This window comes from Schlesneria sp. (genome assembly GCF_036405755.1).
GTDB lineage: Bacteria > Planctomycetota > Planctomycetia > Planctomycetales > Planctomycetaceae > Schlesneria > Schlesneria sphaerica.
In genome coordinates, this window is sequence record NZ_DASWWZ010000282.1 from 1 (window position 1) to 14,179 (window position 14,179).

9 protein-coding genes and 1 pseudogene are annotated in these 14,179 nt (G+C 56.2%); 4 read left to right on the forward strand and 6 right to left on the reverse strand.

Going from position 1 to position 14,179, the window contains the following annotated elements; all coding sequences use genetic code 11:
* A pseudogene (locus VGE80_RS09895) lies at window positions 1–1,439 on the reverse strand (glutamine amidotransferase); the annotation flags it as partial.
* Window positions 1,440–1,890: 451 nt separating this feature from the next.
* Between VGE80_RS09895 and VGE80_RS09900 the strand changes: the two are divergent.
* The 3 genes from VGE80_RS09900 (at window position 1,891) to VGE80_RS09910 (ending at window position 6,860) form a co-directional block, all read left to right on the forward strand.
* Window positions 1,891–2,973: a DUF1559 family PulG-like putative transporter gene (locus tag VGE80_RS09900; RefSeq protein WP_373651440.1), complete on the forward strand. Its 1,083-nt coding sequence runs from the start codon at window positions 1,891–1,893 to the stop codon at window positions 2,971–2,973.
* Window positions 2,974–3,127: 154 nt separating this feature from the next.
* The gene (locus tag VGE80_RS09905) at window positions 3,128–3,634 is read left to right on the forward strand and encodes a carboxypeptidase-like regulatory domain-containing protein (protein ID WP_440592553.1); all 507 of its coding nucleotides are present in this window, start codon (window positions 3,128–3,130) and stop codon (window positions 3,632–3,634) included.
* Window positions 3,635–4,076: 442 nt separating this feature from the next.
* The gene (locus tag VGE80_RS09910) at window positions 4,077–6,860 is read left to right on the forward strand and encodes a WD40 repeat domain-containing protein (RefSeq protein WP_440592554.1); all 2,784 of its coding nucleotides are present in this window, start codon (window positions 4,077–4,079) and stop codon (window positions 6,858–6,860) included.
* Window positions 6,861–7,000: 140 nt separating this feature from the next.
* Here the strand turns inward: VGE80_RS09910 and VGE80_RS09915 are convergent, their stop codons facing one another.
* From VGE80_RS09915 to VGE80_RS09930, 4 genes are all read right to left on the reverse strand, one after another.
* The gene (locus VGE80_RS09915; protein ID WP_373651437.1) at window positions 7,001–7,669 is read right to left on the reverse strand and encodes a hypothetical protein; all 669 of its coding nucleotides are present in this window, start codon (window positions 7,667–7,669) and stop codon (window positions 7,001–7,003) included.
* A gap of 292 nt (window positions 7,670–7,961) precedes the next feature.
* Window positions 7,962–8,657: a hypothetical protein gene (locus VGE80_RS09920; protein WP_373651436.1), complete on the reverse strand. Its 696-nt coding sequence runs from the start codon at window positions 8,655–8,657 to the stop codon at window positions 7,962–7,964.
* A 111-nt stretch (window positions 8,658–8,768) separates the two neighbouring features.
* Window positions 8,769–9,215 carry a DUF2752 domain-containing protein gene (locus tag VGE80_RS09925; protein WP_373651435.1) on the reverse strand — a complete coding sequence of 149 codons (447 nt, stop codon included), beginning with the start codon at window positions 9,213–9,215 and terminating at the stop codon, window positions 8,769–8,771.
* Window positions 9,216–9,500: 285 nt separating this feature from the next.
* Window positions 9,501–12,065, reverse strand: coding sequence for a BatA domain-containing protein (locus tag VGE80_RS09930; RefSeq protein WP_440592555.1), 2,565 nt, complete (start codon window positions 12,063–12,065; stop codon window positions 9,501–9,503).
* A gap of 90 nt (window positions 12,066–12,155) precedes the next feature.
* Here VGE80_RS09930 and VGE80_RS09935 point away from each other — a divergent pair, with 90 nt between their 5' ends.
* A complete protein-coding gene (locus tag VGE80_RS09935) occupies window positions 12,156–13,151 on the forward strand; it encodes a formylglycine-generating enzyme family protein (protein ID WP_397570585.1) in 996 nt (331 codons plus the stop codon).
* 160 nt (window positions 13,152–13,311) lie between these two features.
* On the opposite strand, the gene VGE80_RS09940 is transcribed toward VGE80_RS09935, so the two are convergent.
* Window positions 13,312–14,179, reverse strand: an 868-nt coding sequence (locus tag VGE80_RS09940; RefSeq protein WP_440592556.1) for an acyl-CoA desaturase, incomplete at its 5' end; no start/stop codon positions are given.

A 14,179-nucleotide genomic window follows, 5' to 3' on the forward strand; every position in this document is an offset into this window, starting at 1 on the left:
GACTCGGCTCCTCCGAGCATCAGCAGCCCCCCCCCGCGCTCACTGACGAACCGTTCCAGCAGTGACAGTTGGTCAGGAGAGAAAAACTCGGCTTCAAGGTCATCAATCACGACGGCGTGAAACTCATACAATTCCTCGAGAGTCTTGGGAAATCCATCGGCAAGTTCTTCGGGGGTTTTTGTATTCAGCCTTACAAGAACCGGTTGATCGTACCGCTCTGTTTCTTCTGTTTTTCCTTCAAAGCCACGGAACAGCGGATTACTGACTTCACCCGCCTTGCTGCGCCAGTCAAATTTCGGCTCTTTGCGAGCGATCCGAATGACACCCGTCAGTTGGATCTGTTCGTCCGAATCAATCGCCCGTTTCAGGTACTTGTATTCCCAGTTGGGTCGACCGCACAGATAAAGAATCCGGTACTTCGTACTGCCACGATCGACGGCGATCAGACGGCGATTATTGGCCAGTGTCGGCTCGATCGAGGACGCGTCTTCGAGAGGTACGAGCAGATCCTGGGCAGCCCCCTCCTCTTTTGCAGGAGTTCCAGTGCGACCTTTGCCTGCTTCATCTTCTTTTCGAACCCGGACTTCATAGAACGAGACGCCCGATTTTGTCGGTCGGATCTGAAACCGAAACGGAAGAGTTCCCGAGTCATTGGAGATGGCCTGTGTCTGCTGCTGGACGACGATTCCCCCTTCGTCAATGACTTCCGCAGTGACCTTGGCGGTCGGCATCGCGGTCGACGTCACATCGGCCTGTATCGTGATCGGCGCATCTTCGAACGCCGTCTCGCTGAGAGTTAAATGCGACACGGACAGGTCTGGAATCGCCTTTGACAGCGAGGGCATCCCCAGCGCGACAGGGTAGACAGGGGGCAATCCGCCAAGATCAAGGTTCAGGTCGTTCGCATCGGTCGCCACTCCGTCGGTAAACAGAAGGACTCCCGCGAGAGGCCGGTCGCGAAAACGTTCTTTGAGCCCATTGAGGACGGCAACCAGACTCGTTTGCGAGCCTTGGAAATCCAGTCCCGAGAAATCCGGAACGCTTTGCAGACGGGAATTGAACTGATACCGCCGTAAGTCAAAATCCTGTCCGAGACGGACCTGCCAGCCCTCCTGCTCGACGCTGAGCAGATGCTTTAGTTGCTCGCCCCGAGTGGTGCTTGCACCGGGATCGCGCATGGTGAGGCTTTGACTGTCGTCTGCCAGAACGACGAACAGATTTGCGCCAGGTCGAACCCGCTGACCATTCCAGAGGGGATCAAGCAGACAGACCGCGAGCAGCAGCAGGCCCGTGATCTTGCACAACGGGGCAAGCCAGCGAGTCACCCCGTCTGTACTGCCCTGTGCATACCGCCAGATGACGAGGATGAGTCCCAACAGAAAGAGTCCCATGGACACGATCAGCCATGACTGCCCTCCGAAGATGAGCTTCCCCAGCATCTTCCGACTGCTCCCTCGACAATTTCCGCTCTCTTTGAACCAACTCGAACACTCCGATGAGCATAACTCTTGCTTCCAAGCGGCAGTAGAGACACCGCCCTAGATTGTGAAAAAGCCATGAAGATCAGTAGCTGTCTGCGAGTGACGAGATCGTCAATACAGGCTCCAAACGAAGAAACACTACGGAAACCACAATTCTTCAATTATTCACAGTTCATTCATCGAGCTTTCTTTTTGCAGGAATAAGCTGCCGCACGCAATTGACTGACTGACCACCAATGAACACGCGTTACGGCGATCTTTGAAGCAGGAATCAGAACTGTGAGGGATCGCGACTGAACGGACGAAGCGCCTCGAGAGGGACTCAGGGTGACCCGTCACACAGTCATGGGAACGATCATTCGCCGATTGCGATTGTGTTTTATCCGAATGTACCTATGGAGTTTTTTGAATGCCTCGTTTGATGTCTGAGTCGTATGCTCGATGCGCACCGTCTGGTCGACGGACGAAGCACGCTGGCTTCACTCTGATCGAGTTGCTTGTTGTCATCGCCATTATCGCCGTCCTGATCGCTCTGCTGTTGCCCGCCGTTCAGCAGGCTCGTGAAGCTGCTCGCCGCACCCAATGCAAGAACAACCTCAAGCAAATGGGTCTGGCATGTCACAACTATGAATCCACGTTCCAGTGCTTCCCTTCGTCGGGCGAATTCACTGTCTTTACCAGCGCCAATTTCCGGTCATTTACTCCCGCCTCGACTTTCACGCAGATGTTGCCGTTCATCGATCAGTCGACCGTCTACAACGCGATGAACCTCAATCTGCACTACACGAATTCTGCAAACTCCGTGAACAAGGCCATGTCCAGCACGAAGATTGGGGCGTTCCTCTGCCCCAGTAACGGGTCGACACAGGCTGACCCGTTCGGATATGGGCTGACGGACTATATGCCGATCGCCTATTCCGACGTGACCGACAGCAACCTGCGTGGCAACTCAACCGCCTGTCCGGGACCACAGTGTAAGCAGACCTGGGAAAAGGACTCACTGCTCGGTTTCCACAATAAGATTTCGGAATGTACCGACGGTCTCAGCAACACGATGGCCATCATCGAAGCCAACGGTCGTACGGAAACCGTCTATTCCACCAGCTACGCCCTGGGAGCTGTGTTCGGTGGAGCGGGTAACAATATCTACCCCGGAACCGATACCACCCAGACCAACGGAACAGCAGGGGGTGCTCCCTCGTCCGTTCCGGGACGCTGGGCCGATCCAGATAGCGGTTCGGGCATTTCCGGTCCGCCAGCCAACCGAGGTCCTCTGATCAATAACAACAAGATGCCACGCGGCGGGCCAGCTAACTGTCCCTGGACCACCAACAATTGCGGCCCTAACGACGAACCGTTCAGCCAGCACGTTGGTGGCGTTCAGGCTCTATTCGGTGACGGTTCGGTCCGATTCCTGAGCGAGAACATGGACTTCTGGCTGACACGTAACCTGGCCGTCCTCGACGATGGCAATGTGGTCGGCGAATTCTAATTAGAACGAAGTACCACAAAAGATGCTCGTCTCTATTGGGACCGGTATTGAAAGTGGGTGACGTCGATCTGGGCCGGCTGAATAGCAATCTATTTCGGCCGGCCTTTTTTTCAGTCCTTGCAGGCGATGACCTGCCACGAGAGAGAAGTCGGAAATGACACCGTTAACCTTGGCCGTACGTTGGACTTGTGTGGCCAGCCTCGTCTTTACTATTGGGTGCGGCGGTTCCGCTGGCCCGAAACTCGCCCCCGTGAGCGGTGTGGTCACCGCGGGAGATGAACCGTTCGAAGGAGGACTGGTTCGATTCGTCCCGAAGCCCGGCACCAACCTGAACAGCCGCGAGGCAGTGACAGACGCCGAGGGGAAATACAAGATCGAATTCTTCAAAGGAAAGCCCGGACTGGAACCGGGCGAGTACAAAATCATGTTTTCACTTTATCAGATGCCGGACGGGTCCCCTGCCCCTGACCAATCGGATGAGCAGGATCCGAAGCATCCCAACGAACTGGGCGCAGTCCAATTCGTAGCACCCGAATTTGAAACGGGGAAAGCACCAGCCTGTGAAGTCACAGTCCCGCCCGAAGGGGGCCAGTTCGACTTCGAACTGCCGCCGCTCAAAGCTCAACCGACGAAGCTGGGAAACAAATCAGCACGACGGTAACCCCTCCGAGCACCACTCAAAGACAATGACACAGTTGAATCCACTGAGTCATTGTCTTTGGTTCCACTCCCGACTCACGCCTCCATTCGGGGTCGGCCTTCGCCTTAAAATCATCTCGCTGGTCCAATAGGCCCTCATCGCACAAGCGGGTGACGTTGTCGGAACAGTTCCACCACTCGTCAGAGCCCGCATCTCACGCGCACTCTTGTCGATAACCCCCGCAGGATTTCTCGACGAGCAACGTAAGCCCTTCGTTTGACAGCCATACTGAGAAGAATCTGCTTCACAACCGAAGTAAGATTTCATCGAACTTCGATAAGGTGATCAGCTCGACAACCTTGTTGAATGTGGTCGCTTCCAAGTAAGACAGGCGTCCCCTGCACGTAGCCAGTATTGGTTCGGGGGGGCCGTCTGTGGCATTCCGAGGTGAGGGGCGTTTGCGATGCGTGTATGCGATTTTCTCGTTCTCCAGCCGGCGGCCGTTCTCCTGAGTCTGTTCGGACTCTGCGGTGTAGTACTCGGAGTGACGGGCTGCAGTACAAAAGCGCCGCAGGGAGCTGCGCCCGCCTCTCAATCTGCCGAAGTACGCAAGAGCGAAACTCAAGCGGATGCACCGGCGTCTGTCCCAACAACGGCCAGCACGGGTACCGATTCCCCCAGTTCCACTACTGTCGGGACGGCTAAGAACAGTAAAGAAGAGCAATCGGGGCGCGTCGGGCCTGATCCCGTGCCCCACCAGGAAAACGAAGTCGCCGATGGCACGCTCGTGTCGCCTGGATCGGAAGTCAGCAACCTCCCCGTCACGGGGTCGAGTGTGGCCGAGGCAGCCTCGCAAAAGAAGGCTTTGCCCCCCCCTTCTGCCGATCAAATCGCACGCTGGGGTCACGTTCAGCGCACACCCTTTCGTCTGCTTGCGTGTCGAGACGGTTTTGGGGATCCCCTTGTCCAATGCATCGCCCTCAGCCCCGACGGCAGCCGATTCGCCGTTGGAGGAGCAAAGCTGACCCTTTGGAACACATCAGAAACCGAGCCGACAATTGATCTGCTCGCCGAGGTCAAAGGAGAAGAGGGGAATCGCCCAATCCATTCTGCCGCGATTTCACCGGACGGATCTTTCCTCGCCGCCGGGGATCACAAAGGGATGCTCCGCATCTGGAAGCTCGTCGAACAATCCGAGACGACCGCGATCCGCGCACATGAGGGACGGTTAATGCAACTGGCAGTATCTCCCTCGTCGCAGAGGGTTGCCACAACCAGTTACGATGGCGAAGTGCGGCTCTGGGAGACTGCCACGGGGAAAAGCGTCAAAAAACTGAAAGTCAGTGATCGCCAGCTGTCGGCCCTTGGCTTCGTCACCGATGACTTGCTCGCCATTGCCGGAAGCGAAGTCAGCCTCTGGGACATTCCCAGCGGCGAGCGGAAATCTCTGCTCACAACAGGCCCGGTTGTTCACTCCTCATTCGGCCTATCGCCGGACAGAAAAATTGTCGCATTCGCTGACGCCGACTCGAAAACTCATTTCTGGGAGATCGACAAAGAAGAACGTTCGCCGCTGGTCCTGCACGACCCGGCGCCACGTGTGATCGCGTTTTCGGCCGATGGGAAACAACTTGCTGTCGTGGACCAGGACTCGACCGTGCGGATTTTCGACGCCATCACAGGTCAGACGGTGCAGGTCCTGGACGCGACTGGTAGCAGGACGGCAGATTTGAAATGGCATCCCGCAGGTGCACTGATTGTTGCGTCTGAGACCGGTCGAGTTCGCATCTGGGGAACGAACGAGTCGGCAACGATATTGAAAATTGAACCGTTGTCGCTTCCTGAAGTCGCGGCAATCTCGGCGGAGAGCCATCCCCCTGCCTCATCCGCTCAGCTGCAGAATGTCATCGATATCCGATTCTTCCCCCGCTTTCCCGGCGGCATACCTCAATGGAGCGACTTTGGAATCGCCGCTTATCAGGTCACCGCTTCCCAGGAAGAAGTCGAGCAGTTTTACCGATACGTGCTACCCCTGTTCGGCTGGACGGAGTCGACTGAGGCGAACGAGACACAGCCGGGACTCAGCTTTACCAAAGATCACTGTCGACTTTCCGTCGCGTTTCAGCCGGGACAGGTACCCGGACCGGAGGGGGCATTGTCGGTCAATCTGCATTTTGCGGGTCACTTCGACGTTCGCACACTGCCGCGGGTCTCAGCATTCCCTTCCCCGAGTGACTGGAATTCGTTCTCTTTCGTTTCGTACCGCTCCAAAGAGGATATGACCGAGCTGGAAGTCGAGTTGCTCAAAAAATTGCACGAGCAGGGATGGACACCCTTCAGTCGGTTGAACGCCTCCAGTCTTGAGCAACCGGACTTGCGTCTGTACTCATTGCTCAATCGCGGAAACACGCTTTCGGTGATGATTGGATACCCCGCTGACGCGGCTGACCAGTTGGCCGTTCAGATCAATGTTGCGGTCACGCCCAAATCATTGCCGATCCCTCCTGATGCTGGCTGGGTCGAATTTGATTCATCCACCGACTTGCAGATGGTCGCCACGACCACCATGAACCTGGATCAATCGATCGAATTCTATGACCGCGAAATGGCTCGAGAGGGATGGTTGAAGCGGCTGACAGGCAGAGCGAAAGAGGAAGACAGGGCATGGCTGCCTTATGTGCGTGGGCAGCAGGAAGTGATTGTGCGTCTTAAGTCGCTCTCCGCAGGACAAACGCGAGTCATCGTTGGCGATGCGGAAAGAAACTCATGGCAATTGAAGGAACAGTCCGGCGAAGCTTCCACCTCGGCGCAGACGCTTTTTGAAGCGGCGGATATCCCGGTCCCGAAAGAAGCAACGAATGTCAAATTTGACGCCGATCAAAAACAGATCACGTATGATCTACCCGGTATCTCGCCCCCCAATGCGGCCGACTCGTTCGTGGAACATCTGTCGAAGTCGGAATGGAAACGAGAAAAATCGGGTGTCATCAGCGATGAGTATGTGCTGGTGACCTGCTCGAAGGGAAAAGCAGAAGTTCAATTGCGTGCGAGGGCTCTCGCGGACAAGACCACAGTGATAATCAGCGGAGACGGATTGGCGTGGGCGAAGCCACTCCCTGCCCCTGCGGTTCGAGTTTCTTACGGCACGTGGCTTCGCCGTGAGAAGCGGGATGCCACACTGAAACTGCTGGATGAATTCGCCCGTGAGATGACGGCCATCCCCGCAAGCAAACCGACGGGTCGGTGAGGCCCGTTCACGGTGAAACGACCGATCGTCGGTTGCGTTCGGCACCGCAAAGTCGCCGTCGTTCAGGCGCAATAAAAAGCAGCCCGGGAAAACTTCCCTGGCTGCTTTCTCGGTACCAGATGTGCGGTCGGGGCAGTCGATCAACCCCCGGCTGTCGCGATTTCATCGGCGACGTAGTATTCGTAGAAGAATCGACCGATTTCATCACTCAGACGTGTCAGGTATTCACCCTTGAACGTCATGTAAGTCTTGTCGCTGGAGCTGACCGGCTGGTGCACGGGGTACTTTGAAGTCTTTTCCGCGCTGAAGATCTGTTCTGCGTGGTCGTCTTCATCCATCTTCCAGACGTTGACGATACATTCAGCCCGTCCGCGATACAGGTTAGGACTCCCTTCTTCGTACAGCGTAAACTCGTTGAGATCGATGTAGATGACGTAGGTCGTCTTGAAAGCGGCTCCGATTTCCTCGGGCTTATCCCAATCCTTGTTCTCTTCCAGCCAGCCTTTGACGAGATCGGGGGGAACGACCTTGATCTTGTGGGCGTGCAACTGCCACGACACGTATTGAGCCACCTCGTGATCGATGCTTTCAAAGCTGTATTTGATGTCATTGGGGGCAAAGCAGACGACCGCCACGCGGACATCCTTGTCGGTCATGCTTTCCTTTGTTTCTTCATCAAACTTCGGTTCGATCGAGGGAGGACCGCCAAGCAGGTAACCGAAGACAACGAAGTAATTACAGCCACTGACGGCACAACACAGCAGTAGTGCAGCCACCAACGTCGGTAATCGATTGATGATCGCTCGCATAAGGTTGCCTTTGAGTTACTAAATGACCGTGCGGTAATGATCGTGTTTCTTCGATCCCCGATTTTCGGGGGACCGAACGATTGAGTGGTCTGAGCAAAAACTCGTCGGACCACTCCCGAGCACTGACGTGCACGGCGATTCCAGTTTGTTCATGGCGTTTGTGTTGACGGGTTTGAAATCAATTGGAAATGTGTCGCAGTCTGAAAAGCGATAGATCCACAGGTGCTGCGAGTAGGCCACTCCAACCTGAACGATGAAGTCAAAGTTCGCACGACTTTGAAGCAATTCCCAATTAGAAGCTCTTCCCGGGTCGGTGGTTGTAGAATCGTTCGGCGAGCATATCGCAAAGTCGCGCCACATATTCCTTGTGAAACACGATGATGGATCGACCGGTCTCAGAGATTGGCTGATGCTGCGGGTAGGTCAGAGCGAACTCACGTGTGTACGCCATCATGGGCCGTCGCCATCCGCTCACATCTTCGACTTTCGCAACACGAATGAATCCCGTCGTCTGGCCCCGCAGCAGGTTCTGACTATTGGGTTCACGCAGTCCGAACGATTGAATATCAATCCAAGCGATGTAATCCGTTTCGAAGTCCTGTGCCAATTGCGTCAGATCGGAACCGATGCCGCCATTGGCTTCCACCCAGTCGGCAACCCGGTCGGGATTGATGATCTTGACGCCGTTCAGCTTGAGTCGCCGGGAAACGCCATCGATCACATCGAGCTTCAGTGCCGATGCGTTGGACTCGACTGACTCGGGAGTCGAACAGACCACCGCGACCGTATGTTCGCCTTTGCTGAGGTCGATCCGTGTGAGGGTCGTGAATTCGGAAGTGATCTTGGGATCACCGAACAGAATCTTGCCGCCGCCGAGCAGCAGTTTCGAACAACCTGCGACGGAAACAAGCGAGCCTGCTGCGCCGATCAGACAGAGCCGTTTCAGGGCTTCGCGCCGATCTGGAGAGGACGAGATTTCATTCATCATTTGCGATCCTTCGCCGAATGACTTCGTTCCCGAAGCGAGATCCGTTGATTACTGATTTCCTGCAGGGCAAATGCCCGTTGTCTATTTGAACTTGCCCTGAACAGAGCATTCTCAGATCAGCGGAAGCAGGCGGGCAATCCATACCACAACCGTCAGACCGCCAACCGTTAGCATCAACACACTGACCACAGTGACCGGTTCATCCACCATCCAGAGACGGCTTCGAACAGCGCTCCAGACCGACCAAGGAATCAGTAACGCGCAGACCATGGCCAGCACGGTTCCGGCCACATTGGCGCGAACCGCACCCGCGAACTGACCTCTGACGAAGTGAGAAAAACAGGTTGTCATTCCACAGCCGGGACATGGGACACCAAATAACAGTCGAAATGTGCATGGAGGCAGCCCAAACTGCTGATGAGTCCCGAAACCTCGGGGATCGGGATCCAGCAGAATGGCGGCACCAAAACCGATTGACAGGGCGAGCGCCATGGCGAGCAGAACCGCTCGACCGACGTTCCCGACAGGGGCTCCGGTGGACTGCCGAAAGTTTGACATGAGTTTGAATTACGGGAGAAACGGGTGATAGTCGCAAAAAAAGTTGCGAGCAAGATCGATTGTCGCAATTGTCGCCGTTAAGACTGAGGCCATTGGGGATTCCGTATCAACTCCGGCAGGAATTGCATTTCAGTCTGCTATTGGGTCTTCTCAGCCATCTCAACCGCCGCATTGTCCATCAGACACAGCCAAGCTCGAATGGAGCACCAGTTCCGTCCCCCCTTATCAGGTCGTCGTCCGCGTCGCGGAACAGGGAAACCCGCTTTGAGGCCCCTGTCTCCCTCGTCAGACTTCATCCGTTCGATAGAAATACGTAGCCGTGAACTGTTCCAACGCAAAAACAGCGACCAGCAATCCCACAACAAAGCTGTACATTTCCTGCCCCATGCGTCCGGTGGCGACTGTGCGAACGAGACTCAGAGGATCGCGGCTGACCGCGTAACGCCCTTGTCCGAGCATTGAGTCCAGATCATTCGTTTCCAGCCGTCGCAAATCGCTTTCGCTGGTCGGCAGGCGGATGCTGAATCCGCTGTGAAAGTCGGGCTGCCCTGCTGCAGAATCGACCTGGTAGGAACCAATCGTGGTCAGATCCTTCAGATTCAAGATCCCCGCTGCTGCGGTCGCATCCTCTGTTCGCTGCTTGAAGTCGGGCATGCGGACGACGATTTTCTGGGGCGCTTGCTCCCGTTCCAGGGGAAGAGCAACTTCGTCACCGACGACAAAATTCGACCGGAATGAAGCCTGCTGAGCCAGATACTGAGTCAACTGATCGGCAAACACAAACGAGAACGCCGTCCCGACGAGATCATTCCACTGCTCGTTATCTACGGACGTCGACATGAGCATCACCCGGCCGCGGCCCACGCGTCGTTCCAACAACACGGGTGATCCCTGCTGCCCATCCAACCGCGCCACCGTCACCGCAGCACCGTGAGGATCAACCCTCCAGTAACGGCGAATTTCCATCGAACCGAATTCGGCGAATACACCTGTCTCTTCCAACCGCTTCAGCAGTACGTGCTGCGTCTGCCGCAAGTCCATGTAATGAGGCTTGGCCCCCGCAGTCGTCACGGCCACAAGCTTTGCCGGAAGCAGACTCTGCGCTTCCGAAGTGTTATATGAAACTGGATCGATCTGGTTGGAACCGGGGCGAGTACTCAATACAGAACTGGGAGCTCCCAGAAACACTCCCAATCCCCCGCCGGCGTCGACATAACTCTGGAACCGCTTCCACAGTGCCTGATCCGGTGACGGCAGGTTGATCAGAAAAATCACGTCAAAGGTTTTGAAATCGATGCCGCCGAGCTGACTGACCGGACGAAACTCTGTCCGAAAGTCACTGATGCGGGCAGAAGCAACGTAGTCGAGCGCAGACTGCCAGTAGAATGCCGCATCTTTGGATCCAGCGACGACAAGCACCTTCAGAGGGGGCAGCGTTCGGACGGTGAAACTCGCCATGTCATCGATGGCCAACGGATCAGATCCCACGATACGGAGCTCGCCCTGCTGATAGGGGGGAGCAACCTGGGGAATCTCAAACGTCAGTTGCCGTTCGACACCTTTTTCGAGTTGGGCGGACTGTTGACCCCGCTTGAGCAGCTTCCCGTCGGGACCTCCCACCAGAAACTCAACTGTCAGATCGGACTTCACGGCCCCGACGGCGGACAGCATGACTTCCAGTCGCAGGGGACCCCCGGCGGGAACAGTTTCGCGGGACAGCCTCACCCCGGTGATTCCCGCATTGGACGGCGTTGGCTCACCCACATCGATCAGATACACAGCGACCGTCTTGAGCCGTTCCAGGTCGTCCAGCAACGCAGTCGAACTTTCCTCGCGCCACGCGGAACGGGTCAGATCCGTGAACAGGTAAATCTCTCTCAGATATCGATCCTGCCGTTTATCTTCTGGAAGGGACGACTGTTCTCCCGTGATGCGACGTCGGTCGTCCTCCTGCCCCAGCAGCGCGGTTCTCAGACGCTCGTTTAATGACAGAGAGGTCGTCTTGATTTCCGTGGCATCGATTCGGCTCCGAGCCGCCTGAAGGTCAAGCGAGAAAGCAGGCGCCGTTGTGTCATGAGATGTCGTCACAGCAACCTTGCTTCCTGAGGGAAGTCGACTCAGATGATCGCGCGCAATTTGCTGAGCCGCCTGCAGTCGGCTCTGGTTCCCCTGTCGATAGCTCATACTCGGGCTATTGTCGAAGAGTAAGACCGCGGCCACGGGAAGCTGATCGGCGACTTTCGGCACCGGATCTTTGATTTCGGCTGAAACTCGCCGCGCGTAGGGGACGCCGACCCCCAGCAGCAACCCCAGGACCACGGCGGTACCAAGGCCACCTCGCAGGAAGGTACGCCGAGTCAGCCACTCATTCCGCGACCAGTTCCGGCCCTTCCAGCGATGCAGGACCGCAAAGTACGTCGCCAGTGCCAGTCCGGCTACCAGCAGCAACGTGAGCCACTCGCGCCAGATCAAGCCGTAGTTGGCGGGCGGGAGAGAGGGGCGCGTCAGTGCGAAGACGATCATCGCAATGACGAGCACTCGCAACAAAAGCAGCCAGAGATGTCGCAATTGCAACCGACGGACGTTCTGTCGACGATTCTGTTGAATGAGTCGCAATGCAGGAAAAATCAGCCGTTTGGGTTTGGCGCGCAACAGGAGATGAAGCACGATGGGAATTGCAGCCAGTCCCAATCCAAACAATAATGCGGGATGCAAAAGCGACATAAGTTCGCGTGCTGACGATAAATGAGGAACGGTGGACTTTCTGACCAGAGTCGTGCAGGCTTTCGGCTGGAAATTGTACTCGTTGAGACGGAGTCGGATACTGAGCGGCCGAAAGTTTCTGCCCATTGACGCCATCCTCAGCGGCGAGACAATTCGGCGTCCTCGCTGGAACTGCTGTCAAATTGTATTGGTACTTCATTTGGAAGGTCGCCGCACATGCGGAATCATCTGAGACGCGGAGCTACCGGGGTGCTCGCGACAATCGCCTGCTTGTTTGTGTCGACTGAACTTACGGCTCAGGCGCCAGACAAAAACGTCATCTCCAATTCGATCAATATGAAACTGGTCGAAATCCCCGCCGGCGAGTTCGAAATGGGGGCGGAAGCAGATATCGAAGAAACGCTCCGTAAATTCCCCGACTGTGATCGCACCTGGATGATGGCCGAACTTCCCCGACACAAGGTGAAGATCACCAAGCCGTTCTACATGGGGCAGTACGAAGTAACGCTCAACCAGTTCCTGAAGTTCTATCACGATTCCAAATACAAAATTGACGCGGAAATCGATGGAAACCCCAGTTGGGGATTCGACAAAGAGGGCAACCTCATTGAGTCGTTGCGATTCCGCCCTTGGGATCCGATCGCCTGGAAAATCGAACTCAACCATCCTGTGATTTATGTCACTTGGGACGACGCGGTCGCCTTTTGTGACTGGTTGACGGCGAAAGAAGGGCACCTGTACCGGCTTCCGACCGAGGCTGAATGGGAATACGCCTGTCGGGCTGGAACCTCGTCTCAATATTCCTTCGGGGATAACCCGGAAGAACTCGTAAAGCACGCCAATAGCGCCGACAACAGTCGGTTGAAATTCTTCTATCCAGGGACGACCGATGCGGACGTGCGTTCCCGTTTCGTGTCGGGAGACGACAAGTTCGTCTGGACAGCCCCCATCGGACGGTTCCAGCCGAACAACTTCGGTCTGTACGACATGCACGGAAACGGCTGGGAATGGTGCTCGGACTATTTCGAGCAGAACTACTACGAAGATTCACCAACCGAAGACCCGCTCGGTCCCGTGGAAGGGGAAACGCATGTCCTGCGAGGGGGCGGGTTCTACGATGCCCCCTTTCACCTGCGATGTGCCCGAAGGCATAGTGAATTGCCGTCGGGTCGCGACTACGGCTCGAGCTTCCGCGTTGTTCGAGAAAAGTAATCGCGGCACCTGGACAACGTGTCTGCCAAGCGATGTCGTCCCGCGATCTGGGACCAGCACGCGAGGCTTCCAGCACAAAGGAGCTGTTCAGCCCGCTCGACGGATCAGACAGCCGATCCTCCGGAGGCTGGTGATGGCGTGTCTCTCAGGCGTTACCGGTTCAAGCCGAGATTCGTTTTACGGCTTCATCGACGACCAGTTCATTTTCGATGTCGAATTGCACCGTCGATACTGCCTCATGAGTGATGGCTGGGCGTTTCACAACATTCCACGCCAATCCAGTCCGTTTCATCATACCGACAATTGCGTAGCTCATGTCGATTTCCCACCAGCGGTGTCCATGGCAGGCAACGCGAGGAAACGCGTGATGGTTGTTGTGCCACCCTTCGCCCCAGGCAAGGATCCCGACCCACCACAGATTTCGACTGTTGTCACGTGTCTGGTAAGTGCGATATCCCCACATGTGCGAAGCCGAGTTCACAGCCCAGGTGACATGCAGCATGTAGACCAGCCGGGCGAACATGCCCCAGGCAACAAGAGAAATCGCTGTGTTCAGATCCCAGATCAGCAGACCAGCACCGAACATGATGATTCCCAGGCCGAGATGAATCCAGAGGAAACCTCGATCCAGCAGCCGCAGCGATCGGTCCTTCATCAGGTCCGGAGCATATTGGCGATAGAGTTGAGCCCAGTGCTGTGATCCGTGCCGCGGGAACATCCAGTTCATGTGGCTCCACCAGGCGCCGTCACGAGGCGAGTGGGGATCATGCTCCTGATCACTGAAACGGTGGTGCTTTCGATGGGCTGCCACCCACATGATTGGGGGGCCTTCCCCGGCCAGCGTCCCGCAGAGTGCGAAGAACCAGCGAATCGGCCGGTATGTCTCAAAGCTGGAATGGGTGAGCAGACGATGGAAACCGATGCAGATTCCCAGACTGCCCGTCACCCAGCTCAGGAATGCAAATAACGTTAGTCCGACCCACGAAAAGTAGAACGGCGCCAGCAACGCTCCCAGGTGCAGAAACCCG

Coding starts and splice junctions, on each gene's coding strand:
- VGE80_RS09900 (WP_373651440.1), top strand. CDS start 1,891: ATGCCTCGTTTGATGTCTGAGTCGTATGCTCGATGCGCACCGTCTGGT.
- VGE80_RS09905 (WP_440592553.1), top strand. CDS start 3,128: ATGACACCGTTAACCTTGGCCGTACGTTGGACTTGTGTGGCCAGCCTC.
- VGE80_RS09910 (WP_440592554.1), top strand. CDS start 4,077: ATGCGTGTATGCGATTTTCTCGTTCTCCAGCCGGCGGCCGTTCTCCTG.
- VGE80_RS09915 (WP_373651437.1), bottom strand. CDS start 7,669: ATGCGAGCGATCATCAATCGATTACCGACGTTGGTGGCTGCACTACTG.
- VGE80_RS09920 (WP_373651436.1), bottom strand. CDS start 8,657: ATGATGAATGAAATCTCGTCCTCTCCAGATCGGCGCGAAGCCCTGAAA.
- VGE80_RS09925 (WP_373651435.1), bottom strand. CDS start 9,215: ATGTCAAACTTTCGGCAGTCCACCGGAGCCCCTGTCGGGAACGTCGGT.
- VGE80_RS09930 (WP_440592555.1), bottom strand. CDS start 12,065: ATGGGCAGAAACTTTCGGCCGCTCAGTATCCGACTCCGTCTCAACGAG.
- VGE80_RS09935 (WP_397570585.1), top strand. CDS start 12,156: ATGCGGAATCATCTGAGACGCGGAGCTACCGGGGTGCTCGCGACAATC.